At 62.6% G+C, this 22,669-nt stretch carries 21 protein-coding genes; 6 read left to right on the forward strand and 15 right to left on the reverse strand.

Annotation, left to right across the window (positions count from 1 at the left end; all coding sequences use genetic code 11):
- Nucleotides 1-14 precede the first annotated feature (14 nt).
- Together FO013_RS00975 and FO013_RS00980 are read right to left on the reverse strand one after the other, a co-directional pair.
- The gene (locus FO013_RS00975; protein ID WP_143920613.1) at nt 15-698 is read right to left on the reverse strand and encodes a response regulator transcription factor; all 684 of its coding nucleotides are present in this window, start codon (nt 696-698) and stop codon (nt 15-17) included.
- Complete coding sequence (locus tag FO013_RS00980; protein WP_260847896.1) at nt 695-2,068, reverse strand: sensor histidine kinase; 1,374 nt, start codon at nt 2,066-2,068, stop codon at nt 695-697. Before FO013_RS00980 ends, FO013_RS00975 begins: the two co-directional genes overlap by 4 nt.
- Before the next feature lie 216 nt (nt 2,069-2,284).
- Here FO013_RS00980 and phoU point away from each other — a divergent pair, with 216 nt between their 5' ends.
- Nucleotides 2,285-2,947, forward strand: a complete 663-nt coding sequence (gene phoU / locus FO013_RS00985; protein ID WP_143920614.1) for a phosphate signaling complex protein PhoU — start codon at nt 2,285-2,287, stop codon at nt 2,945-2,947.
- A gap of 20 nt (nt 2,948-2,967) precedes the next feature.
- Here phoU and FO013_RS00990 read toward each other — a convergent pair whose 3' ends face one another.
- Nucleotides 2,968-3,918 carry an EamA family transporter gene (locus FO013_RS00990; RefSeq protein ID WP_143920615.1) on the reverse strand — a complete coding sequence of 317 codons (951 nt, stop codon included), beginning with the start codon at nt 3,916-3,918 and terminating at the stop codon, nt 2,968-2,970.
- A gap of 71 nt (nt 3,919-3,989) precedes the next feature.
- On the opposite strand from FO013_RS00990, the gene FO013_RS00995 reads away from it, so the two are divergent.
- Complete coding sequence (locus FO013_RS00995) at nt 3,990-4,925, forward strand: LysR family transcriptional regulator (protein ID WP_143920616.1); 936 nt, start codon at nt 3,990-3,992, stop codon at nt 4,923-4,925.
- Nucleotides 4,926-4,928: 3 nt separating this feature from the next.
- Here the strand turns inward: FO013_RS00995 and FO013_RS01000 are convergent, their stop codons facing one another.
- Nucleotides 4,929-5,672 (reverse strand): phosphoglyceromutase, encoded by a 744-nt coding sequence (locus tag FO013_RS01000; protein WP_143920617.1) that lies wholly within the window; start codon nt 5,670-5,672, stop codon nt 4,929-4,931.
- A 315-nt stretch (nt 5,673-5,987) separates the two neighbouring features.
- Between FO013_RS01000 and FO013_RS01005 the strand changes: the two genes are divergently transcribed.
- Nucleotides 5,988-6,938 carry a bile acid:sodium symporter family protein gene (locus tag FO013_RS01005; protein ID WP_395949267.1) on the forward strand — a complete coding sequence of 317 codons (951 nt, stop codon included), beginning with the start codon at nt 5,988-5,990 and terminating at the stop codon, nt 6,936-6,938.
- Nucleotides 6,935-7,582: a GNAT family N-acetyltransferase gene (locus FO013_RS01010; protein WP_260847897.1), complete on the forward strand. Its 648-nt coding sequence runs from the start codon at nt 6,935-6,937 to the stop codon at nt 7,580-7,582. The genes FO013_RS01005 and FO013_RS01010 overlap by 4 nt, the downstream gene beginning before the upstream one ends.
- Before the next feature lie 3 nt (nt 7,583-7,585).
- On the opposite strand, the gene FO013_RS01015 is transcribed toward FO013_RS01010, so the two are convergent.
- From FO013_RS01015 to FO013_RS01045, 7 genes are all read right to left on the reverse strand, one after another.
- Nucleotides 7,586-7,942, reverse strand: coding sequence for an iron chaperone (locus FO013_RS01015; protein ID WP_143920619.1), 357 nt, complete (start codon nt 7,940-7,942; stop codon nt 7,586-7,588).
- Entirely contained in the window at nt 7,939-8,460 is a 522-nt protein-coding gene (locus FO013_RS01020; protein WP_313900560.1) for a YbjN domain-containing protein, read from the reverse strand. The genes FO013_RS01015 and FO013_RS01020 overlap by 4 nt, the downstream gene beginning before the upstream one ends.
- Nucleotides 8,461-8,490: 30 nt before the next feature.
- Nucleotides 8,491-9,870: a glycosyltransferase gene (locus FO013_RS01025; protein WP_143920620.1), complete on the reverse strand. Its 1,380-nt coding sequence runs from the start codon at nt 9,868-9,870 to the stop codon at nt 8,491-8,493.
- A gap of 9 nt (nt 9,871-9,879) precedes the next feature.
- The gene (locus FO013_RS01030; RefSeq protein ID WP_143920621.1) at nt 9,880-10,710 is read right to left on the reverse strand and encodes an alpha/beta fold hydrolase; all 831 of its coding nucleotides are present in this window, start codon (nt 10,708-10,710) and stop codon (nt 9,880-9,882) included.
- Between the two features lie 21 nt (nt 10,711-10,731).
- Nucleotides 10,732-11,061 carry a DUF2516 family protein gene (locus tag FO013_RS01035; protein ID WP_143920622.1) on the reverse strand — a complete coding sequence of 110 codons (330 nt, stop codon included), beginning with the start codon at nt 11,059-11,061 and terminating at the stop codon, nt 10,732-10,734.
- Nucleotides 11,062-11,292: 231 nt separating this feature from the next.
- Complete coding sequence (locus tag FO013_RS01040) at nt 11,293-11,715, reverse strand: AzlD domain-containing protein (RefSeq protein WP_143920623.1); 423 nt, start codon at nt 11,713-11,715, stop codon at nt 11,293-11,295.
- Nucleotides 11,712-12,488, reverse strand: coding sequence for an AzlC family ABC transporter permease (locus FO013_RS01045; protein ID WP_143920624.1), 777 nt, complete (start codon nt 12,486-12,488; stop codon nt 11,712-11,714). Before FO013_RS01045 ends, FO013_RS01040 begins: the two co-directional genes overlap by 4 nt.
- Before the next feature lie 65 nt (nt 12,489-12,553).
- Between FO013_RS01045 and FO013_RS01050 the strand changes: the two genes are divergently transcribed.
- Nucleotides 12,554-13,156 (forward strand): helix-turn-helix domain-containing protein, encoded by a 603-nt coding sequence (locus FO013_RS01050; RefSeq protein WP_143920625.1) that lies wholly within the window; start codon nt 12,554-12,556, stop codon nt 13,154-13,156.
- A gap of 14 nt (nt 13,157-13,170) precedes the next feature.
- On the opposite strand, the gene FO013_RS01055 is transcribed toward FO013_RS01050, so the two are convergent.
- On the reverse strand, nt 13,171-14,319 hold the full coding sequence (locus FO013_RS01055; protein ID WP_143920626.1) for an FUSC family protein: 1,149 nt from the start codon (nt 14,317-14,319) through the stop codon (nt 13,171-13,173).
- Between the two features lie 84 nt (nt 14,320-14,403).
- On the opposite strand from FO013_RS01055, the gene pepN reads away from it, so the two are divergent.
- Nucleotides 14,404-17,202, forward strand: coding sequence for an aminopeptidase N (gene pepN / locus FO013_RS01060; RefSeq protein ID WP_143920627.1), 2,799 nt, complete (start codon nt 14,404-14,406; stop codon nt 17,200-17,202).
- A 271-nt stretch (nt 17,203-17,473) separates the two neighbouring features.
- Here the strand turns inward: pepN and FO013_RS01065 are convergent, their stop codons facing one another.
- The 3 genes from FO013_RS01065 to FO013_RS01075 all read right to left on the reverse strand — a co-directional run bounded on the left by FO013_RS01065 (nt 17,474) and on the right by FO013_RS01075 (nt 22,504).
- Nucleotides 17,474-18,565 carry a C40 family peptidase gene (locus tag FO013_RS01065; protein ID WP_260847898.1) on the reverse strand — a complete coding sequence of 364 codons (1,092 nt, stop codon included), beginning with the start codon at nt 18,563-18,565 and terminating at the stop codon, nt 17,474-17,476.
- 371 nt (nt 18,566-18,936) lie between these two features.
- Complete coding sequence (locus FO013_RS01070) at nt 18,937-20,049, reverse strand: LLM class flavin-dependent oxidoreductase (protein ID WP_260847899.1); 1,113 nt, start codon at nt 20,047-20,049, stop codon at nt 18,937-18,939.
- A gap of 142 nt (nt 20,050-20,191) precedes the next feature.
- On the reverse strand, nt 20,192-22,504 hold the full coding sequence (locus FO013_RS01075) for an HNH endonuclease signature motif containing protein (RefSeq protein WP_143920628.1): 2,313 nt from the start codon (nt 22,502-22,504) through the stop codon (nt 20,192-20,194).
- Nucleotides 22,505-22,669 lie beyond the last annotated feature (165 nt).

The raw sequence follows: 22,669 nt of genomic DNA on the forward strand, positions 1-22,669 counted from the left end.
GCGGGGAGTCGTGGTCAGGCTTCGAACTTGTAGCCGAGTCCGCGCACCGTGGTGAGCAGGCGCGGCTCCGAGGGGTTCTGTTCGACTTTGGCACGCAGACGCTTGACGTGGACGTCGAGGGTCTTCGTGTCGCCGACGTAGTCTTCTCCCCAGATCCGGTCGATGAGCTGACCGCGTGTCATCACTCGACCGGAGTTGCGGATGAGGATCTCGAGCAGCTCGAACTCCTTCAGCGGCATCGACAGCTCTTCGCCGCGGACGCTGACGACGTGACGTTCGACATCGATGCGGACTCCCCCGGCTTCGAGCACCGACTCGTCGTCGAAGGCTTCGGACTCGACGTTGCGGCGCAGCACCGCTCGCACCCTGGCCAGCAGTTCTCGCGAGGAGTAGGGCTTGGTCACGTAGTCGTCTGCGCCGAGTTCGAGTCCCACCACCTTGTCGATCTCCGAGTCCTTGGCCGTGAGCATGATGATCGGCACACTGGACTTCGCACGCAGCTCTCGGCATACCTCGGTGCCGGAGACTCCCGGCAGCATGAGGTCGAGCAGAACGAGATCGGCGCCGTTGCGGTCGAACTCTGCGAGAGCCTTCAAACCGTCATCGGCAACTGTCACCTCATATCCTTCTTTATCGAGCAGGTACGACAGTGGGTCCGAGAACGAATCCTCGTCCTCGACAAGCAGAATTCGAGTCACGTTGTGAGCTTCCTTTGTTCGCTTCCGGTTTTCAGAACCTGGGTTGTCTCATTCTCATTCTCCCCTGTGCTGACGCCCTTGTCATCGTCGGGGTCATGTTCGGTGCCGTCATTGGCAACCGCGCCATCAGCAGCGGCTCCCTCTGCATCCGTCTCAACCTCAACCTCAGCCTCGTCGGCATCAGCCCGTGCCGAGTGCTCGAGCAGGACCCCATCCGGCGCCGAGGAGGATGCTTCGTCATCGGAGACGTTGCCTGCCAGCGGAAGCACGATGGTGAAGGTCGAACCCTTGCCGAGGCGGCTCCAGACCTTCACCTGCCCGCCGTGTGTGGCGATGATGTGCTTGACGATGCTCAGCCCCAGCCCGGTTCCACCCGTGATACGCGAACGCGCCGGGTCCACGCGGTAGAAACGTTCGAAGACGCGCTCGGTGTCCTGAGTGGAGAGACCGATGCCCTGGTCGGCGACGGAGATCTCGACGCGTTCGTCGACCAGGTCGACTCCGACGCCGATGCGAGTGCCGTCGGGTGAGTAGTTGATGGCATTGTCGATAAGGTTGCGCACCGCATTGACGAGGAGTTCGTAGTTGCCCTCGATGAGCATTGTGCCCGGTGGCGAGACCTCGATGTGGATGTTCTTGCTCTCGGCACGCGTACGGGCACGGTCAGCGGCATCATCGACCACCTCGGCGGCGGAGATCTTCTCCGTCGCGGACGGAGCGGTATGGTCCTGGACGCGGGACAGGTCGATGATCTCCTGCACCAGCTGAGTCAGCCGCTTCGACTCCCGCTGCATGCGACCGCCGAAGCGTTCGACGGCCTGCGGGTCATCGGAGAAGTCGGTGACCGCCTCGGCGAGGAGGGACATCGCGCCGATGGGGGTCTTGAGTTCGTGGGAGACGTTGGCAACAAAATCTCGCCGAATGGAGTCAACGCGCTTGGACTCGGTCTGGTCGTCACAGAGGACGAGGACGAAGGCCGTGCCCAAGGGCGCCACACGAGCGTGGAGGAATCGCAGGATCGAATCCGTCTGCTCGCGCTTCTGTTCGAGTTCGATCTCTTCGATGAGGCCTCTGGAGCGGACTCGGCCGACCATGCGCAGCATCTCGGGAGAAGCAAGGGAATGCCCTCTGACCAGCCCGAACGTGTAAGCGGCCGGGGATGCTTTGACGACGTCATCACCGGCGTCGAGAACGATCGCGGCCGAGGGCAGCACAGCCAGAACCTCGGCGATGCCTTCGGGCAGGTCGTCCTCAGAATGCAGATCGGCAGCATCACGGGAGCGTTCGCTGAAACGAAACGCCAGAATTCCCGCTATGCCCAGTCCCAGACCGACGATGCCGGTCAGGACCGCTACGATCAAGAGGTCCACGTCATCAAGCTTATGCGCAGTCGGCTTCAGAGGCGCACGGAATCGACCCCAGGACGCCGCTTTTGCCGAGGAATTCACCTGCATGCCAGACAACGTTCACCCAATGGTGTCAAGCTGACACAGTGTGCCTATCCTGACCGGAGGGTTGTCCGCACCCAGGGCGATCTCAGGCACCTCCCCTTGCACAAGATCCACGAGATTAAGGAACCGCTGTCAATGCGCGAAGTCTTCAGAAATGAGCTGGACGAGCTGGCCACGCAGCTGGTCGACATGTCTGTCAAAGTTCACGAGGCGATGCGCCTGGCGAACCAGTCCCTGCGAAGCAACGACCTCGAACTGGCCGAAAAGGTCATCGAAGCCGACGCCGTGATCGACCACATGCAGCACGCCCTCGACCTTCAGGCCGCTGAGATGCTGGCCTTGCAGGCCCCCGTCGCCGCCGACCTGCGCGCGGTCATCGGCTCACTGCGGATGTCCGCTTCGCTCGAGCGCATGGGTGACCTCGCTCGCCACATCGCCCAGCAGGTCCGCATCCGCTACCCGGAGTCAGCGATCCCCGACCACTTCACCGACACCTTCACCCGCATGGGCGAATCCGGAGAGAAGATCGCCGAGGCGACGGAGAACCTGCTGTCGAACCCGGGCCTGACCGCCGTGCCCACGATCAATGCGATCGACGAAGAGCTCGACGAACTGCACCTGAGCATCTTCGCCAAGCTCGCCGAGGCGCCCGCCGGTTCGCTGGCACCCCGCCACATCGCCGACGTCACCCTGCTCTCGCGCTACTACGAGCGCTTCGGCGATCACGCGGTGTCCGTGTCTCAGAAGGTCGAATACCTGCTCACCGGCAACTGGGAACCGTACCTGTCGAAGAAGTGACATACGCCTGAAACACCGAATCAGCCCGAGGTCGACGAATGTTCGACCTCGGGCTTTTCGCTGGCGATGACCTTCCGCTGCCTCCGGTTCGTTCCGCTGATGCTGCGTGCGATGGTCTTCAGCACTCCCGTCGTGACGGCGACGCCCAGAAGCAGCAGGGCTCCGCCGACGAGCTCGGGAACGGTGGGACGGTCTCCGAGGACGAGCCAGGCCGAGAGCACACCGACCAGGGGAACCAACAGTGAGAACGGCGCCACCTGCGATGCCGGGAACCTTGCAAGCAGCGAATTCCAGATGACGTAGCCGATGAGTGAGGCGCAGCCGGCGGTGTAGACGACCGAAGCCACGACTCCCCAGGTCGGGTTCGCAAGTGCGTGAGCCACCTCGGCGGGGCCGTCGACGAGCATCGAGAGCGCGAACAGGGGCACGGGGACCACGATGGCCGACCACACGGTCATCTGCACACCGTTCGTGCCCTCCTTGACGCCGCGGGCGATGACATTGCCGATCGCCCAGGACAGGGACGCGGCGAGCGCGACGAGGAAGGCGACGATCGGCACCGATGCCTGGAGGCTCAGGCCGATGACGCACAGTCCGGACAGGCCGATGAGGATGCCGATGATCTGGCGTCGACTCGGGAATTCCTTGAGCACAAGGGCCGCGACGAGCACCGTGAAAGCGGCCTGAATCTGGATGACGATCGACGTCAGACCCGCAGGCAGTCCGAGGAACATGGCTGTGTAGAGGAGGCCGAACTGACCGGCGGACATGAAGACGCCGATGAGGAGGATGCGTCGGAAGTTCCCTCTGGGGTACTTGACGAAGAAGATCGCCGGGATCACGACGAGCGTGAAGCGGGCTGCGACGAGGAGCAGCGGTGGCCAGTCCCGCAATCCGAAGTCGATGAAGATGAAGTTGACGCCCCAGAGAACGACGACGAGCAGGGCGAGCATGTAATGGACGGGACGCATACCTCCAGGATCCCAGCCATTGCATCAAAATTCCATTGAATATAAATGCGTGGTTTCGTTAAAATTGTTTGATGATTGACGCTCTCGCTCTGCGCACGCTCGTTGCTCTCGACTCGGCCGGATCCGTCACGGCGACGGCCGATGCACTCGGCTACACCTCGGCGGCCATCAGCCACCAGCTGCAGAAGCTCTCGCGCTACCTCGGCTCGCCTGTCACCGAGCGCACCGGACGGGGGATCGCATTGACTCCGATGGGTCGGGAGCTCAGCCGTCGCGGCGCCGAGCTGCTCCAGGATCTCGAAAGCCTCGAGACCGACGCCCGGGCAAGGTCGGGCGAACCTCGAGGTCGGATCACGGTGGGCGGTTTCTCGACCGGCATCCGCGGGGTGCTGGTGCCATCCCTGCCGCTGCTCAAGAACACCGCGCCGGAGCTGACGATCACCAACATCGAGGAGGAACCCGATGAGCTCATCGACATGGTCACGGTCGGTCGGATCGACGCTTCGCTGATCTTCGACTGGCGGGAGGGTCCTCCCCAGCTGCCCTCGACGCTGAATTCCGAGCTCATCACCGTCGACCGGGCCGATATCGTCATGCATCGTGACCACCATCTGGCATCACGCAATCTGGTGACCCGGCAGGATCTCCTCCGCGAGGTCTTCGTCTCGGCACCGCGCAACGGCGTATGCCACCGCTGGCTCACCGCGCTCTTCGATCCCCTCAACGCCGAACCGCGGATCGAGTACTGGGCGATGGAGTATGACACCCAGATCGAGTTCGTCCGGGCCGTCGGGGCGCTCGCGCTGGTGCCGCGGCTGGGACGGCCGCACCTGCCAGCCGACGTCACCGTCGTCGAACTCGACGATCCGAGCATCGCCCGCTGGATCTACCTCGTGTGGCGGGCCTCCATGAGCGCATCCCCGGCGATCTCCCTTCTCCTTGAGCAGATGAGGGCAGTCGCCGAGGTGACAGCAGGTGAGTGCGAGCCCGGGCGAGGGAGAGTCTGAGCCTCAGCGACCCTGGTTGGCGACCTGACCGATCGCGGCCTCTGCGGCAGCCGCATCGAGGTACGTGCCGCCGGGCCTGACCGGAGTGAAGTCCTCGGTCAGCTCGTAGTGCAGCGGGATGCCGGTGGGAATGTTGAGGCCGGTGATATCGGCATCGGAGATACCGTCGAGGTGCTTGACGAGGGCACGCAGCGAATTGCCGTGGGCGACGACGAGCACGGTGCGTCCGACGGTGAGCTCGGGGACGAGCCGGTCGTACCAGTAGGGCAGAAGCCGGTCGATGACGTCGGCCAGGCATTCCGTGCGAGGCAGGGAACCGCCGAGGTTGGCGTAGCGAGGATCTCCGGCCTGCGAGAATTCGGAGGCGTCGCCGAGAGCTGGCGGCGGGGTGTCGAAGGAGCGGCGCCACGTCATGAACTGCTCCTCGCCGAACTCCTCGCGGATCTCCTTCTTGTTCTTGCCCTGCAGTGCACCGTAGTGGCGTTCGTTGAGTCGCCAGCTGCGATGGACGTCCAGCCAGGAGAGATCGGCGGCCTCGAGCGCCAGATTCGAGGTGAGGATGGCCCGCTTGAGACGGGAGGTGTAGACGACGTCGGGGATGAGGTCGGCCTCGCGCAGGAGCTCGCCGGCCCGCTGGCCCTCAGCCCGCCCCTTGTCCGTCAGGGTCACGTCGACCCAACCGGTGAACAGATTCTTCTGGTTCCATTCGCTCTCGCCGTGGCGCAGCAGGATGAGGTTATGCGTCATGCCACCATTTTTGCACGACCGTGCCGACGCACACAGAGCCGCCCACCCTCTGGTCCAGGTGCTTCCGAGATATTTCTCACTATTCGGCACTCGATCTTGCATCCCGATATGCCGGGATAGCCTGAACTCATGCCTGACACCCCTACACCGCAGTCGTCGAGCTCGCAGCCTGAGTCGTCGAACCCACAGCCTCAGCCGTCGAACCCACAGCCTCCATCGTCGAGCTCGCAGTCGCCGACCCCGCCACCGCAGGCGGGAGGCTCATCGGCTCCTCAGCCCCAGCAGCCGAACTCCGACCGCAGTTCGATCATCGCTGTGACGGCACTGCCGGTCCTCGTCGTGATCGCCGGAGTCCTCGGGTTCCTCAGTCCCGACACGTTCACTCCTCTCGCGCCCTCGATCACCTGGGCTCTCGGAATCGTCATGTTCTTCATGGGTCTGACGCTGACGCTGCCGGACTTCGCTCGGATCGCGAAGAAGCCGTGGATCGCCGCCCTCGGTGTCGTGACGCAGTTCGTCGCAATGCCCCTGCTCGGTCTCCTGGTCGTCACCCTCTACAGCCTTCCGACTGAGATCGCTGTCGGCGTCATCCTCGTCGGATGTGCCCCCGGAGGGACTGCTTCGAACGTCGTCACCTACCTGGCCAAGGGCGATACCGCCCTGTCGGTGTCGATCACAACCCTGTCGACCCTTCTCGCCCCGGTCCTCACTCCCCTGCTGACCCTGTGGCTGGCCGGCTCATACATGGACGTTCCGTTCTGGTCGATGTTCGTCTCGATCTGTCAGACGGTGCTCGTGCCCGTCATCGTCGGGGTGATCGTCAGGCTCGTGGCCTCGAAGTTCGTCGACAAGATCTCACCGATTCTGCCCTGGTTCGCGTCCATCGCCATCGCCTACATCGTGGCGGTCGTCGTCGCGGGCTCCGCCGACTCCATCGCGACCGCCGGAATCCTCGTGCTCCTGGCAGTCATCACGCACAACGTCTTGGGACTTGGACTCGGCTACGGAGTGGCCGCAGCCTGCCGGTTGGACACTCCGACCAGACGAGCGATGACCTTCGAGGTCGGGTTGCAGAATTCGGGGCTCGCATCCACTCTCGCAACCACGTACTTCTCACCGCTCGCTGCTCTTCCCGGCGCTGTGTTCAGCGTCTGGCACAACGTCTCCGGTGCACTCCTGGCCTCGGTGTTCGCACGCCGCCCCTACGGCAAACCACCGCGTGAGCAGGTCGCCGGAGACAGTCACACACAGGAGTCGGGACTGTGATCGGGCCCTCGACCCCGTCGGGCTTCTCCGCTTTCGACGAGGAGACGATCGCTCTCGCGAACAGGAGATTTCTGATTCGGCGGGCACGAGACACCGATGTGCACGACCTCGTGTCCCTGCTTCGCGATGACGCCCTCGGTGCTGCTCGTGAGGGTTCCGGCGCCGAGGAGGTGGCAGACTACCAGCGTGCCTTCGGTCTCATCGATTCCGATCCCAATCAGCTTCTGGTCACGATCGACGACGTCACCAACTGTGCTGAGAGCAATCACGAAGATGCTGAGACCCACCATGACGGTGCCGAGACTCATCATGACGGTTCTGCGAACAACGATGAGGGTGGGCAGCCACGCCCGTCCGACACCGGATCGACCGCCGTCGTCGGCACCCTGCAGCTGACGCTGATCCCGAGCCTGTCACGACGAGGTTCGACGCGGCTGCAGATCGAAGCGGTGAGGATCGGGCCTGATGCGCAGGGCCTAGGACTGGGCACGGCGGTCTTCGAATGGGCCCATGACTGCGGGCGTCGATTCGGGGCCTCGCTGGCTCAGCTGACGACCGATAAGTCGCGCACGGATGCGCAGCGGTTCTATGCACGGCTGGGCTACGAGGCCAGTCACGAAGGGCTCAAACTGGACCTGAGCTGAGACTCACATCCACTTCACCCCATCGACCTCGAACTCACGGATGCGGTGGGCGATCATCTCCGCCAGCAGGTCGGTGGGTATCTCGCGATCGTAGTAGAGCTTGATCGAACCCTTTCCGGTGTCGAATCCGCTCAGCCGATCGGCGAAGGCCTCTTTGGTGCTGGGGGTGAATACGAAGTTCGCGTGCTTAGCATAGCCGGCGAAGGCGAAGAGGATCGTGCCTACGAAATAGGCAGGGTTCCCCCACTTGAGGCCTTCCTCAGCGGTGGGCGCAGCGGCGCGGCTGAGGTCCCGCAGGCGCCTCAGGAATTCCCGCTTGTGCACATCGTCGAAGCCGGCGATGTAATCGTCGACGTTCAAGCCTGCTCCAGAAATTCGTTGTCCGGTCCGCTGAGGACGTCTTCGAAGGCGGCGAGGTTCCGCGTCGACTCGCCGCGACTGACCCTCCAGGCCCATTCCTTCTTCATTCCGGTGAGGAAGCCGATGAGCAGAAGTTCGTTGAACGAGGAGTCGGCGATCGCCAGAATCGCCCCGAGCAGAGAGTCGAGTTCCTCGAGAAGTCGGCCCCGGGGAACGCTGGCTCCCAGATACACATCGCCGAGGGTGTCGATGCCGAACGACACCGGGCCTGGTCTCATGTTCTTGATGAGCAGCCAGCGGTTGAACTCCTCGGCGTTCTCATCCGGGTGGCGGATGACGAACGCCTGCAGCTGCACCGTTCGCGCGGAGATGGTGATCGACACGGTCGTCTTCAGCTTCTTCTCTCCCGGCAGGACCACGGCGATCTGCGTGTCCTCTACGGCGTCGACTTCGACCTCGTTCTCATGGGCCCACTGCCTCACACCGGCCAGAAGCGTCTCGGTGTCGGTCGTCATCATGTGTCCTTCCGTCGGCAATCCATGAGTCCTTCAGCAGCCGCGCCCGACCAGTCGCGGCTTCGGGTTAAGTTCTTCCCCAGTCGCTGTCTCTTCCATGACCGTCAGCTGTTCGGTGGTCGTCATCGTCGTGGTCGGGGCCAGATCCGGCACGTCGAGGGCGCCGAGCACACTCGCCGCCGTGGCCGACCAGTCGAATCGGGCAGAGCGATCGGCGGCATGAAGTGCGAGTTCGCATCGCAGTTCGTCATCGAGGAGCATCCGCTCGAGAGCCATGGCCCAATGCCGAGGGTTATGATCGGCGATGAGCACGCCCGAATACCCGTGTTCGACGATGTCGGGCAGACCGCCCACCGCCGAGGCTATGGCGGGCAGGCCCGATGCCGAGGCTTCGGCCGCGACCAGTCCGAATGATTCGCTGCGTGAGGGGACGAGAAGGATGTCCGCCGCGCGGTAGTAGGTGACGAGTTCATGAGCGGGGACGGGACGTCGCACCTCGACGCTGGGTTCGGCGGCGATCGCTGAGTTCAGCTCGCGCAGGTACGACGAAGAACCAGTCGGAGCCTCTTGGCCCGAAACTGCGCCGAGGAGGATTCCACGCGTCCGAGACGCCAGGTGCGGGTTGTTCTCTCGCAGGCCGGAGATCGCATCGACGACGACGTCGGTTCCCTTGATGAACTGCATCCGCCCCACATAGAGGACGACGAATTCGTCTGGTGCAAGACCCAGAACTGTTCTGGCTTCGGCACGATCTCCTGGGGAGAACAGGTCGTGGTCGACGCCGGGCCTGGCCACCACTACGGCGTCGGCATCGGCGCCGAGCTCGTGGATGAGATCGCGACGCTCTGCCGGAGTGTTGGCCACGATCAGGTCCACCGCCGAGGCGATTCGCTCCTCTGCTTCCAAGCGCTGAGGCCGTTCGTGGCTGGTCTCTGAGTCGCGGTTCTTGACTGCGCCGATCGTGTGCATGCTCACGACGATTCGAGGACGCTCACCCGACCTGGTCGCGTCGTCGGCGACCGCCGACGGTGACTCCTGGGAGCGAAGCTCCTGAGCCCGCAGCGCCGCCTCGGCGGAGATCCAATAGTGCGCCCAGATCACATTGGCTGAGGTGAAGCTCGGCTCGGCGAGGAGGAGCAGCACGAGTTCGTCGATGGCATCGGCAAGCTCGTCCTTGTTGGCCGCATCGATCGGCAGCTGGTGGAGTCGGACGTTCTCAGCGATCTGCAGGGTGCCGGCGCGCCCGCCCAGGCCGTCAATACCGCTTGGGTCGGCAGTGAAGACGTCGACCACGTGGCCAGCTGCTGCCAATGCGCGCACCGACTGGTCGACGTAGACATTCATCCCACCGGCATCACCCTGGCCCGGCTGAGCCGCGGGCGAGGTGTGGAGTGAGAGAACGGATATGCGCACTGTGACAGTTTAGCCAAAGAACTCGCCGAGGATCCGGCGGACTTCGTGGCGCCCGCGCCACAGGATCGATCCCGCTGGCAGGACTTCCAAGTGGGCCTCGGGAATCGCGGCCGCAATAGCCTCGGCGACCTCGACCGGATGGGCAGGGTCATCCTCGTGGGTGAGCACGAGCGCTTCCCCCGGGAACCGAGCCAGAGCACTCAGCGGGTCATTGCCCGTGCTCACATCGCCTGCGCTCTCGTCGACTGCGATCTCAAGAGCCAAGCCGAGCCCGTCGGACATGTCCGTATTGACGAGATTCTCGGCCTTCGTCTTCGTCCAGGCTCTGGCCGGCAGGAGCTCGGCGACCTCGGTGGGTTCGCGAGAAAGCATCAGGTCCGTGATGGACTCGACGTCACCGGCTGCCACCAGATCACGCAGTCCCTCCAGGTAGCCGCGGTTCGCATCGGCCACCTCGGCGGAGAATCCGGTGAATGATGCCGGAAGCACGAGCGCGACCTTCTCGAGGTTCCGGCTCGCCGGATGAGTGGTGCCGAGCAGTCTGAGGAGTCCGCCGGCGGACATGGATACGCCGAGGGCCTGCGTCGCCGAGGTGGACGTCAGGGCCCGTGCCAGCACCTCGGCGATGTGGCCGTAGTTCCACCCCGATCCAGGTGAGGGGCGTCCGCCGTGGCCGGGCAGGTGGACGAAATGCTTGGTGCCGGTGATGCCAGTGCCGAAGGGACGGGTGTCGCGGATTGCGCCGGCGAATCCGTGGCCGAAGAGCGTGTGGGGCTCACCGGTGCCGAAGGTGGCGATGTAGTCGGAATCTGGGCCCGGGAGGTTGAGGTCGTTTGTCATCTGCGCGTGTTCGTCGCGGCCTCAGCGCCAGTGGTTCCGATTCTGTTTGCGATTGCGCGGGTCGATCGCCTTGATCTTCGGGCGGACGTCGGTGAGGTAGACGATGCCGGCGACGAGTGCGATCAGGTTGAGGAAGATGATGCGCATGCCCATGGGTGGAAGCGCGATGAGTGCGAGCGCGAGACCGACGCCGAGGAGGATGACCCAGAACTTCTTGCTCTGTTTGTCAACGGCGCGATAGTTCTCGTCCTTATAGCGGAGGCAGTCGATGAACGCCCACAGCTGGAGGCCGAAGGCCGCGACGGACAAGGCGAGAAAGACCATCTGCTGAACGCCGGCAATTATTTCCATAGCATCTACCCTAGCAATCGCAGCTCTTCGGGGCACGGGGACGGCTCGGATCCTGGGCGAATCCTCATCGTCGGATCACCCTCCGCACATGAACCGCCTCAGCGCTGCGACGACACGGTGTTGAGGAAGTACGCCGTTGAGGAAGTCCGGCGCTCTGCCCGTCACACGGTCAGACGCTGGCTGTCATCCAGTCTGACTCTGACTGTCGCACCTGCGCACCATGGCCGGCGTTCACAGGACCCCTGTCATTCGGATGCCTGCGCAGACACCCATTCCCAGCAGCACACAGATGAGCATCGGCACTCGCAGGATCGCGGCCAGGACTCCCACGCCGACGCCGATGAGCCGTGCGGGGTCCGCGATGTCCTGACCATCGAAGATCGCCGTCGTCGCGAAGACTGCACCGATGAGGACGACCGTCGCCCGATCCATCCACTTCGTCACCGTCGCCGTCGAGTCGCCTTCCGACTCCCCCGCGAGTTCTGCGGTGCCGTTCGGTCCTGTGGTGTCGTATGCCCCCGCCGAGGCGCGCGCGAGCTGTCGGCGTCTGCCCTTCGTTGCGATCGCCGCACCGAGCTTCACACCGGCGAAGCGCATGGCATAGGTTCCGATGCTCAGCGCGGCGAGTGCGATGAGAAAACTGACCGGACTCATCGGCTTCCCTCCTGTCGATCGAGATCGTCAGCATCGCTGCGAACGCCAGCGTCACTGCGATCAGTCTGGGCGGTACGCCTCCTGATGACTGCCTTGATCGACCAGCCGGCTGCCACGAACACGAATACCGACAGAGAGGTCACGGCTCCGAGTCCGAGCGGCAGGAGCGGAGTGAGGAGGACCGAGATGAGGATTCCGACGACCGTGAGCGACAGCGTGGTCCTGCTCTTCAGATCGCCGCGGATGAGGCAGAAGAGGATGATGGGGAAGGCCGCATCGAGGCCGAGGAGATCGGCGTCGATGACGCTGCCGAGCCACTGGCCGAGCATGGCCCCGCTCGGCCACATCAGTGCGATTGCCGCACCCATGAGAAGGAATGCATGCCACCGTGCCCGGTCGGTGCTGACCGTTCGCGATACGGCGATAGATTCGTCGTTGATCCAGTGCGCCGCGATGAGTGCGCGCCAGTCCTGCGGGAAGAACGGCCCAACGGCCATGCCGAAGGCGAAGTTCCGTGAGTTGACCAGCAGGCCCGCCAACACTGCAAGGACCGGCGCTCCGCCTGCTGCGATCACGCCGACGAAGGTGAATTCCGCTGCACCGCCGAGGGCGAACATCGCCAGCAGCAGCGTCTGCCACCACGGGAATCCGGACACCGCGGAGATGGCCCCGTAGGACAGGGCGACCGCGATGATCGTGATCGTGACGATGACGACGTCACGATAGGTCGAGCCCGGAAGGACCCGATCTATCGTGCGAAACACAGAACTCATGTTCTATATAGTGCACACTCACAAATCGTTCGTCAACCGGAACGTTGGGTCGCTATAGTGAACTTATGAGTTCTCAACCACGAGATGAGGCACCCACCGGATCCAGTGAGCCGTCGGCTGGCCCGACGCCGCGTGAGCAGATCGCAATCGCAATCAGACGAGAGCGGATGCGCGCGAACCTCTCGCTGTCCGAAGTCGCCCGTCGAGCGGGGATCGGAAAATCGACCATGTCCGGGCTGGAGGCTGGCACCGGCAATCCCAGTGTCGAGACGATGTGGGCCCTGGCATCCGCGCTCGACATCCCACTGGCCAGACTGCTCGATCCCCCGCAGCACGAAGTCGCACTCCTGCATGCCAAGGATCTGCCCAGCCTGCCGTCGAACACCGCGAACTATGCGGCGACCCTGCTCTCAGCATCGCCGGCGAATGCGCGGCGCGATGTCTATTTCATTCAGGCCGAACCGGGTCAGCCGCGAATCTCACAGCCGCACCCTGTCGGCACTATCGAGCATGTGATCCTGGGGCAGGGGGCGGCACGCATCGAGGTGCTCGGACAGTCCTACGAGCTTCACGTCGGCGACTACCTGACCTACCCGGGTGACCAGCCGCACGAGTTCACGGCGCTCAGACCGGAGACGACTGTCGTCTTCATCGTCGAGAGCCGCTGAGGTCCGCGACTTAATCACTCCGCGGGCGGTTCGTCCGTATCTCGCGTGTCTTCACTGAGCGAGGGAAGTCGGTTCTGGGCGGCCTCGTTGGTCAGCCCGCAGGCTTCGAGGAGGTCTACCGCGACAGGACGCAGCAGCAGCACGAGGGATTCGTCGTGGATATCCCAGCTCTCCTCCGCACGGGGATCAAGACTGGAAGCGGCCTCGGCCAGCGCAGCTTCTGCCAGTGCCCGATCGGTCCCTCTGCGCAGCGCGACTTCGAGCTTCTTCGACCCTTCGGACAGCGAATCCACGTAGCCGGCGATGATCGGCTTCTCCGCACCGAATTCGGTGATGCCTACGACCCTGCGAGCGATGACGCGAATGGTGCGCATGGCACGATCGGCATGGGTGTGTGCACGGGACAGCCTGGTCACCTCGGCGGAATGACGCCTGCCTCTGGCATTGATCTTCGCCGCTTCCCTCGAGATCTTGAGCGAGGAACCCCAGGAATCGATGATGTCCTGGGTCTCTCGAGCCCGTGTCAGTGCCCGTTTTGCGAGTGCGACGTCGGAGTCCTGCAACGCCCGCGCCATCATCTGCAGGACTGCGCTGATCTCGTCGAGCATGCTCGCGGCAAGACCACGCGGGACCTTGCGGGCATCGCGCGGAAGGATGAGGGCGAGAAGGATCGCACACACGGATCCGGTGAGGGCATCGAGGGTGCGGGGAAACGGCAGGGTGGTGGCGGTGGCAGGGACCACGACGACGTAGACGGATTGGACGGCGATCTGGGTGATGAAGATACCACCGGAATTCAGCATCGTGCCGATGAAGAGGCCGATGGCAAGCGTCAGTGTGAGCTGCCAGATCCCTGTGCCGTAGACGTTGACGAGGAGCTCACCCACGAGCACGCCGAAGGTCGCACCGAAACCGATCTCCATGGCTCGGCGCAGACGACGGTCGGCGACCGGTCCGATGCCGACGGCAGAGGCGACGGCTGCGAGGAACGGATATGGGTGGCCGAGGACATAGACGCAGAAGGCATAGGCCGCGGTGGCGGCGATCGGGATCTGGATCAGCTGCCCGGCGTTGGCCTGCACACGCTTGAGACCCATCCGAGATCGATGCACCAGAGTGTTGAAGGCGCGCTGGGGCAGTTCTCTGACCTCGGGCTTCGCCATCAGACTCCCTTCGTGCTCGCCTTCGCTGTACCCAGCGTACCGGAATTGTGACATGCTAAAGTCTGTGCGCCGAGGAGGCTATGAATGACAACCAACCTGACCCGAGATGAAGCGCAGAGCCGCACTCAAGTGCTCGATGTCTCGACTTACACCGTCGACATCGACGTCAGCAATGCTGAGACCGGAGCTCCGACGTACCTCTCCCGTACCGTCGTCGAGTTCACCGCCCGAACCGAGTGCCGCACATTCATCGACCTGATCGCAGACACGGTCACATTCGCCGAGATCAATGATGAGATCCTCGACCCCGCCGAGGTGTTCGACGGCGCACGCGTGGGACTGCCCATCCGCGCGGGGAAGAACACCCTGACAATCGAGGCGCAGGCCTACTACTCCACCTCGGGAGAAGGACTGCACCGCTTCACCGACCCTGCCGACGGCAAGGTCTACCTCTACACTCAGTACGAACCGACCGATGCCCGCCGCGTGTTTGCGAACTTCGACCAGCCAGATCTTAAGGCAGAGTTCATCTTCAACGTGACGGCCCCCGAACACTTCCAGGTTCTGTCGAACCGCCCCGAGACGAGTCGCGGACCGAGCCAGGAGGCGAGCCAGGGTTCTGTCGATATTGACTCCCCTGCGATCACTCATCATTTCGCTCCGACGCTGCGACAGTCGAGCTACATCACGTGCATCACCGCGGGCCCCTACGAGGGCGCAACCGACCACTGGACGGATCCATCGACCGGTGAGGTCGTGCAGTTGGGAGCATGGACGCGCGCCAGCCTCGTCGACCACCTCGACGCATCGGATATCTTCTCGATCACGAAGGCCGGGCTGGACTTCTTCACTGGCGAATTCGATTATCCGTATCCGTGGGGCAAATACGATCAGATCTTCGTTCCGGAGTACAACCTCGGCGCCATGGAGAATCCGGGACTGGTCACGTTCACCGACAGTCTGATCTTCCGGGACAAGGTCACCGACGCGAACTACGAGTCGCGGGCGAACGTGATCCTGCACGAGATGGCACACATGTGGTTCGGCGACCTGGTGACCATGAAGTGGTGGGACGACCTGTGGCTCAAGGAGTCGTTCGCCGACTACATGGGTGGGCTGGCACTGGCCGAGGCGACCCGATTCACCGAAGGCTGGGTGACCTTCGCACTGCGTCGCAAGGCGTGGGCGTACACGCAGGACCTCTATCCGACCACGCACCCGATCGTCGCCGACATCCCCGACGTCGAGGCCGCGAAGCTCAACTTCGACGGCATCACCTACGCCAAGGGTGCGTCCGTGCTCAAGCAGCTCGTGGCCTTCGTCGGCCGGGAGGCGTTCTTCGCCGGCTCGCGCCTGTACTTCAAGCGCTTCGACTACCGCAATACCGAGCTCGCCGACTTCCTCGAATGCCTCGCCGAGGCGGCCCCTGACCGGGACATCGTCAGCTGGGCCAGTGCATGGCTGGGCACCTCCGGAGTCTCCGAACTGTCGTTGGAACTGACGACATCCGACGATGCCCCATCGTCTGCGCGGGGCTCAGCACGAGCAAGCATCACCAGCGCGAAGATCACTCAAGCCGATTCGGCTCGCGGTGCCGAGCTGCTGCGTCCGCACACGCTCGAGATCGCCACGTTGGGACGAAAGGGACGCAAACTGGTCCCGATCGATTCCTTCTCCTTCGACTTCTCCACCCGGTCAGCTGAGGTGGAGCAGCTCGCTGGACGCACCCTCGGCGATATCACGCTGGTGAACTATTCCGATCACGACTATGCGCGCGTGCGCTTGGATCCGGCATCGACGGAGGCCGCGATCAGGTCGGTGTCCCGGATCGCGGATCCGCTTTCACGGGCATTGGTGTGGTCAGCCTTGGAAAATGCTGTTCGCGATGGCCTCCTTCCCGTGCAGCGATATCTCACGGCCTATGCCCGGAGCTTGGGCAAGGAGAGCCATGCCGGCATCATGGCCGGGCTGAGCCAGACGGCGCTGACCTGCCTGGACCAGTGGGTCTCGGCGAGAAACTTCGAGACCGCAATCACCGGGCTGTTGGGCGCTGCTCTTGACGCATTGGCAACCGCCAGGTCAGGCTCGGACGCTCAGCTTCATCTGGCGAATCTGGTTCTTGCTCTCACCTCGCGCACTGCGCGTTGCTTTGGGGCAAGTGCCGCGATCGCGATGGGCCGCAGCTTCGCGTCGCAGATCCTCGCTGTTCCCGTCGGCGAAGAAATCGACCATCTGACCTCGAGCGCACCGCCTGAGCCTGTTGGGTCTGGGACCTCCGGGAGTGAGCCTGTTGGGTCTGGGACTTCCGGGCCTGGATCTGATGCTCCGGACCACGCTGCGGCGTCTCTGCCGTTCAAGGGACTGCTCAATGATCATGCTCTGCGGTGGAATGCTCTGACCGCGCTCGTGTGCCTGGGGTGGGCCGACCAGACCGACATCGCGCGAGAGAACCAGTCAGATCCCAGCTCATCGGGCCGCCTCCATGCCGAGACTGCAAGTGCGGCCATGCCGCTGCCGATCGTGAAGATCCGCGCATGGGAGGTCATCAACGAGGCGTCGGCGCTGAGCAACGATGTGCTCACGGCCATCATCTCCGGTTTTGTGGCCCCCACGTCGATGCCGCTCATCGAAAACTATGTCGATGAGTACTTCTCGCGACTTGCCGGCTTCTGGGCCGACAATTCGATCGAGATCGCCAGGCGCCTGGTCCTCGGGCTCTACCCTCGTTGGTCGGTTGACGAAGAGGCCGCGGTCGAGAAGACCGATGCCTGGTTGGCCGCGCACAGCGATGCTCCGGCGGCGCTGCGTCGGCTGCTCATCGAACGCCGCGATGATCTGGCTCGGGCGATCTATCTCAAGTCGACCCAGAGCTCACGCCACTGACCTGTCCCCTCAAGTGGGCCCGTCTGTCTCTTCGGCGGGCCACCTGGCGACTCAGCAGACCTGGTCAGGCGGCTGATGCCGCTCAACTGGCGCCAGGACTCCTGAATCTGCCGCAGCGATCGGGCAGGTGTATGACGAGACAGAGCGAAGGCCGATTCCCCGTTTCATGTGGGGCTTCGGCCTTCGCTCTGTCGTGGGACGTCAACGCTTGCCACCTCGACGCTTGCGACATCAATGTCGGCCGGAATCGGCCAACCGCTCAATATCGCGCTCAGATGATTCGGCGAGCTCCGGAGAACTCATTGCCGGTGTCCCACGACTTCCAGTCGGTGACATAGACGTCTTTGGACGCGTTGGGCGAATGGATCATCTTTCCGTCGCCGACGTACATTCCGACGTGATGGACGGTTCCCGAGGTGGTCGAGAAGAACAGCAGGTCGCCTGCCTTGAGGTCACGTTCGGAGACTTTCCTGCCGGCGGTGGCCTGCTCTCCCGAGTCACGGGGAATGTCGATGCCATGGGCCCGGTAGATGCTGTAGGTGAAGCCCGAGCAGTCGAAGCCGTAGGGCGAGACTCCGGCCCACAGGTAGCGCAATCCGTCGAACTGCTTCGCCGTCTTGACGAGGTCAGAGCCGCTGGGCTTCGCTGGCTTGTCACCGGTGTCATAGACGGCGACGTCGTCGAAATCGATCCACGCAGCACCGCCACCGGGGAGCGCCACGCGCACGTCATCGACGTCCTGGGCGATGAGCGGAAGATCGACGTTGAAGCTGACATCCGCACCGGTGTCCTTGGTGAACTCGATACCTTCGAGTTCACTCTTCTTCTTCGTCACGACCGCGCGGGGCTGGTCGTCCTTGAGTTTCCCGAATCGGTCGTTCTCGACAAGCTGCTTCTTCGGCACCCAGCCCGGGTAGCCCTTCTTGTTCTTGGACGTCGATTGGTCCTTGACCGCGACCTGGGCCCAGTCGCCCTTGGTTTTGAGGACAGTGACTTCGGAACCGTATGCAGCTTGAGTCTCGACCTTTCCGGTCAGGTCACGTCGCACATCGGTCTTTTTGAGATTCTTGTTCCACTTGTCGAGGTCGACAGGATGGCCAAGGGCAGGCTTGTCGACCTTCCGGGGGGCTTTCGAATCGGTCCACAGGGTAGCGACAGTGACATCGACGTAGGCCGTTTCGCCCTTTTCGATCTTCCCGTCGGTGATCCGCTCAAGCTCCTGGCCCGGGACGACTGCAGCTTTCAAATCGGTTGCAGATTCTTCATCGGTCGACATCAGGTTGCTCGACAGCGCAGGGGCTCCTGCGCCGAATACAAGTCCGAGCCCAAGTGCCGCCGAAACAGCAATTTTGGTACGCATCATTTCTCTTTCGGTCTGCGGGTGTCACTCCCGCGTGGGGGAAGTCTCCGAAGGTCATTCGGTATGCGTGCTCCGCCACCCATGGCATCGACCGGTATCGAAATCTGTGGTCGACATCGATCGAACCCATGCGCATCGAAGCGCCGCACAGTGCCGATATTACCGGCCGCTCAGAAGCAGACGACAACGCCGACACTGTGGCAGGATATCGCGATGCCACGTTGAAAAGAAGTGTCCTTGTCCCAATCGATACAGAGATGAGACTTCGGACGAACATTGCAGCTGAAGGGCGCGCCCCGGTTTCGAGGCGCCGCCTTCAGGTCAAGATCGAGTGTTCAGGCAGGGCTGTTGCTGTCAGTTCAGACCTGGTGCCTTCAGTTGAGGAACTCGGCGGCCAGCAGCTCGAGCGATTGGATCCTCGCGTCGTCCTGGCGGAGATCTTCGCCCTCCATCGCTCCTGCGACGGGCTGGATCATGATCTCGTCGACCTCGAAGCGACTGGCGAGCTCTTCGAGCTGTGCTTTGGCGGATTTCGCGTCGCCGATGATCCAGTTCTCAGACATCTCTTCGCCGACCATACGTTCCTGGTCGGTCCTGACTGATCGCACGTCATCGCCGGCCAAGCGCAAAGGTTCCATCCGCCCACCGGTCCGCAGGCGAGACATCTGCAACAGGAAAGGCTCGGAGCGCAGGTGCGCTTCGTCCTCGGTCGGCGAGACCACAGCATTGACTGTGACGAAGGTCTGCGGCTTGTCACCGTAAGCACCCGGAGTGAAGTTGTCACGATAGATCTTCATGCCGGTCGTGGCGCCCGCCGCGAAGTGGTTGGCGAACACGTAGGGCATGCCGAGCTGGGCAGCGAGTCGGGCGGAGTAGCCGGATGAGCCGAGCAGCCACGGCAATGGCTGTGTTCCCGGCACGGCGGCGGGAGTCGCATGCAGGACGTGCTCACGGCCACCATGGAGCGGAATACGCAGTCCTTCGGGCTTCATCAGGCTCAACGTGTCGATGACGTGCTGCGGGAACTGTTCGACGGGATCGACGGTTCGTCCCTCCCGGTCGACCATTCGACCTTCGCCGAGGTGTCCCCTCATGGCCGCCGAGGTGATCGGATCTGTGCCGGGTGCCCGTCCGATCCCCAGGTCGATGCGGTCACCGTAGACCGCCGATAGGAGGGAGAAGAGTTCCGCTACTGCCAGCGGAGCGTGGTTAGGCAGCATCACGCCGCCGGATCCGAGACGAATGCGCTCGGTTCCCTGGCCGAGGTACATGAGTTCGGCACCGGGCATCGTTGACGCGATCGATGGCATGTTGTGGTGTTCGGCGACCCAATAGCGGGTATATCCCAGTTTGTCCGCAGACTGAATCAGTTCGTGGGAGGCAGCGAATGAATCTGAGGTGCTCTGTCCGACACGAACCGGCACAAGGTCAAGAATAGAAAGCTCCATAACCATGGCAACAGCTGTCTCAACAGCTTCATTCCTCATTCCCCACGTGACCTGGGACGGCACTGCTTGACCTTGCTCACGTCCTGGTGACCACGCTCCTGGCGTGTCTGGCAGAGACCGACATCAGACAGAGACAGACATCAGCCGACGCACACCTCTCCCTTGCCCCGCTAAACCAGCACTAGTCGAAGAGAGTATCGGTGGTCTCTTTTGCAATGAATCGCGCGTGCAGGATCGGGCGTCTGGCGGGATCGATCGTCGCAGGCGGAACCCATGCCGGGCGCCCATCCTTGAGCATCACGGTGTGCCAATCCGAATCGTCGATCAGGTGGTGATGGGATCCACATGCCAATGTCAGGTTGTTGACATCGGTCCTGCCTTCGTTCGCCCACGGAACTACGTGGTGTGCATCGCACCATCCAGGCGGGGTGTCACAACCGGGGAATGTGCAGCCTTGGTCTCTGCTGGACAGTATCGCCAATTGTTTCGAGGTGGCGAACCGTCTTTCGGTGGCAAGCTCCATGCTCTTCGTCTTCTCTCCCATGAGGTGGAAGAACACCGAACCGTTCAGGCCTTCGAAGGAGGCTGTCTGCATCGGAAATGACGCCTCTGCGTCGGTGACAGCACGACCAGACTGCTTCGCAAGGTCCTCAGCCTTTGCCGTGACCACGAGCGCGAAGGGCGCACCTGCCATCACTCGATTCATTTCGATCCGGCCGATCATTGTGGCGAACCGTTCGTAGATCTTGTTCTTCACGCTCGGTTGGCGACCGGCCATCGCCACCGTGGAGCCGTCTTCCCTCACTCCATATCCGGGCGGAACATCACGGCCACCAGTGGCGCGTTCATCCTCAGCCTCGCGCTGCCATTCACCGATTTGATGGTCGAAGCCGAGCTCAAGCGAGGGGTCAACTGCGTCTGAGCGATCACCTCGAAGAACTTGGCTGAATACATCGACCACCTCTTGGTCGGCCGCCGAGATCCTTCCCGCGGATATCGTTCCTGAGTCTGTGGCCGAATCTTGCTGCTGGTCAGAACTCGAAGTCTCTCTGTCGTCCGCTTTGATCCTCGAGGTGAGGTGTCCGCTCATGATGCCGCCCGTTACGGGATCGAGGACTCCCTTAAGCGCCCAGGTTCCGTCTTTTCGCTGACGCAGGCTGACTGAGAGTGCATCACGCTTTGGGGCCTCATGTGGAAGCTCGCCATCCGGGTCGAGCCAAGCGAGGATCTCGTTGAATAGCTGCTGGATGTCCTTCACACGCACCTTCGGAGCCTTTTCAACCAAGATTTTCTCCGCTTCGAGCTGATCCTCCAGACTCACTCGAAGCGGCAGGTCTTTCAGACAGCCGATGATTGTGCTCGCCTGTGTTGATGATAGCGATCCGCGCTGCAGGGCGCGGGACACCACAGGGAACTTCGGTCCGATTGACTGGCCACTGAAATTGACCTGATTGCCCAGCTTCTCAGCCAGTTCAGATCGACGGTACGCCTCTCTTTCGGAGAGGTTGAGGCGATTCTGGACCAGCGCCTTCGTCGACTTCGCCCCATAATCTCGAGGCGTTCCCACTCGTTCGAAGACGGAGAGAGTCACGACTGAGAGTGATTCGACCAGCCGATTGACTGTCTCCAACCCATCCAACACCGTTATCGCATCGTCGGGACCCATCGGACGATTGAACGATTCGAGGTCACCGACGAGAGACCTAAGTCCGTGGATGCTGGTCGCAACCTCCGGAGCGATACGCTCCAAACTCACCCAGGCGTGCTCGTCAAGAAGAGGATGCTCCGAAGCGGGGGCCGCATCTGAATCGGAGCCACCAACCGGAGCAAAGTCGGAGGCGGAGGCGCCACCTCGAACCGACTCCGAGTCGGTCTCGCTCGTGAGTCTTGAACGGTTCGGTGATTCTCCGCCATCCGATTCATCCGCAGACTGCTGACCCAGGAAGGCTGCCCAGTCGCCGTCTTCGCCCTTTTCCGAGGCGTCCTCACTGGCACTGCGCTCGGCCGCAGCTGCCTCGGACTTCTTTTGCATCCACTCTTCTTTTTCAGCGTCGATCTCTGCTGCACGACGCTTGAGTTCGGCTTGCGCATCCGGATCATCAGCGCTGGCCTCCCACGGGTTGCGGCCACTCCAACGGGCTCGCCGAGCAGTGTCTGTGAACTCATCGGCTTGTGCGGGATCAATCGGCTCACGAAGCTCGTAAGACTCTACCGGTTCGGAGGGTTCCGCAAATTCTGTCGATTCGGCGCGTTCCGCAGGCTCGGCAGGATGATCCGCGTCGGCGAATTCGAAATCGTTCGGGGGCGGCGTGGCAACTTCATCGAAGCGATCTGCCAATGGATGACCATCAAGGTCGAAGCCTGCATCACGCAGAAGCTCTCGATAAGTGGGAGAGCCCTCGCCCGCCTCGTCTTCCCCACCAGGCACAGCGGAAGAGGCTGGTTCGTCATGCCCATTCTTCTTGTGGCGCTTGCGGTCGGGGGTGAGAGTCATGATCTCGCAAATCCGTTCGTCAACTGCTGTGTTGTCCGCTTGACTCCAATTTTACTCTCACCACAGACTATTTGTCTATAGTCTTGTTCTAATCTTTTAGGATCGTCATCAAGTTGCTCTACGTTCTTCTATATTTTGGCTCGTCAGATATGAGATCAGAGCGGA

It is taken from the genome of Brevibacterium aurantiacum (assembly GCF_007558825.1).
Classification (GTDB): domain Bacteria; phylum Actinomycetota; class Actinomycetes; order Actinomycetales; family Brevibacteriaceae; genus Brevibacterium; species Brevibacterium aurantiacum_A.

What these genes read in the sequence shown, in the direction of transcription:
- pepN (WP_143920627.1), top strand. Translation starts at nt 14,404, where the DNA reads ATGACAACCAACCTGACCCGAGATGAAGCGCAGAGCCGCACTCAAGTG.
- FO013_RS01045 (WP_143920624.1), bottom strand. Translation starts at nt 12,488, where the DNA reads ATGAGTTCTGTGTTTCGCACGATAGATCGGGTCCTTCCGGGCTCGACC.
- FO013_RS01075 (WP_143920628.1), bottom strand. Translation starts at nt 22,504, where the DNA reads ATGACTCTCACCCCCGACCGCAAGCGCCACAAGAAGAATGGGCATGAC.
- FO013_RS01040 (WP_143920623.1), bottom strand. Translation starts at nt 11,715, where the DNA reads ATGAGTCCGGTCAGTTTTCTCATCGCACTCGCCGCGCTGAGCATCGGA.
- phoU (WP_143920614.1), top strand. Translation starts at nt 2,285, where the DNA reads ATGCGCGAAGTCTTCAGAAATGAGCTGGACGAGCTGGCCACGCAGCTG.
- FO013_RS01030 (WP_143920621.1), bottom strand. Translation starts at nt 10,710, where the DNA reads ATGACAAACGACCTCAACCTCCCGGGCCCAGATTCCGACTACATCGCC.
- FO013_RS01020 (WP_313900560.1), bottom strand. Translation starts at nt 8,460, where the DNA reads ATGATGACGACCGACACCGAGACGCTTCTGGCCGGTGTGAGGCAGTGG.
- FO013_RS01050 (WP_143920625.1), top strand. Translation starts at nt 12,554, where the DNA reads ATGAGTTCTCAACCACGAGATGAGGCACCCACCGGATCCAGTGAGCCG.
- FO013_RS01055 (WP_143920626.1), bottom strand. Translation starts at nt 14,319, where the DNA reads ATGGCGAAGCCCGAGGTCAGAGAACTGCCCCAGCGCGCCTTCAACACT.
- FO013_RS00990 (WP_143920615.1), bottom strand. Translation starts at nt 3,918, where the DNA reads ATGCGTCCCGTCCATTACATGCTCGCCCTGCTCGTCGTCGTTCTCTGG.
- FO013_RS00995 (WP_143920616.1), top strand. Translation starts at nt 3,990, where the DNA reads ATGATTGACGCTCTCGCTCTGCGCACGCTCGTTGCTCTCGACTCGGCC.
- FO013_RS01000 (WP_143920617.1), bottom strand. Translation starts at nt 5,672, where the DNA reads ATGACGCATAACCTCATCCTGCTGCGCCACGGCGAGAGCGAATGGAAC.
- FO013_RS01070 (WP_260847899.1), bottom strand. Translation starts at nt 20,049, where the DNA reads ATGAGGAATGAAGCTGTTGAGACAGCTGTTGCCATGGTTATGGAGCTT.
- FO013_RS01065 (WP_260847898.1), bottom strand. Translation starts at nt 18,565, where the DNA reads ATGATGCGTACCAAAATTGCTGTTTCGGCGGCACTTGGGCTCGGACTT.
- FO013_RS01035 (WP_143920622.1), bottom strand. Translation starts at nt 11,061, where the DNA reads ATGGAAATAATTGCCGGCGTTCAGCAGATGGTCTTTCTCGCCTTGTCC.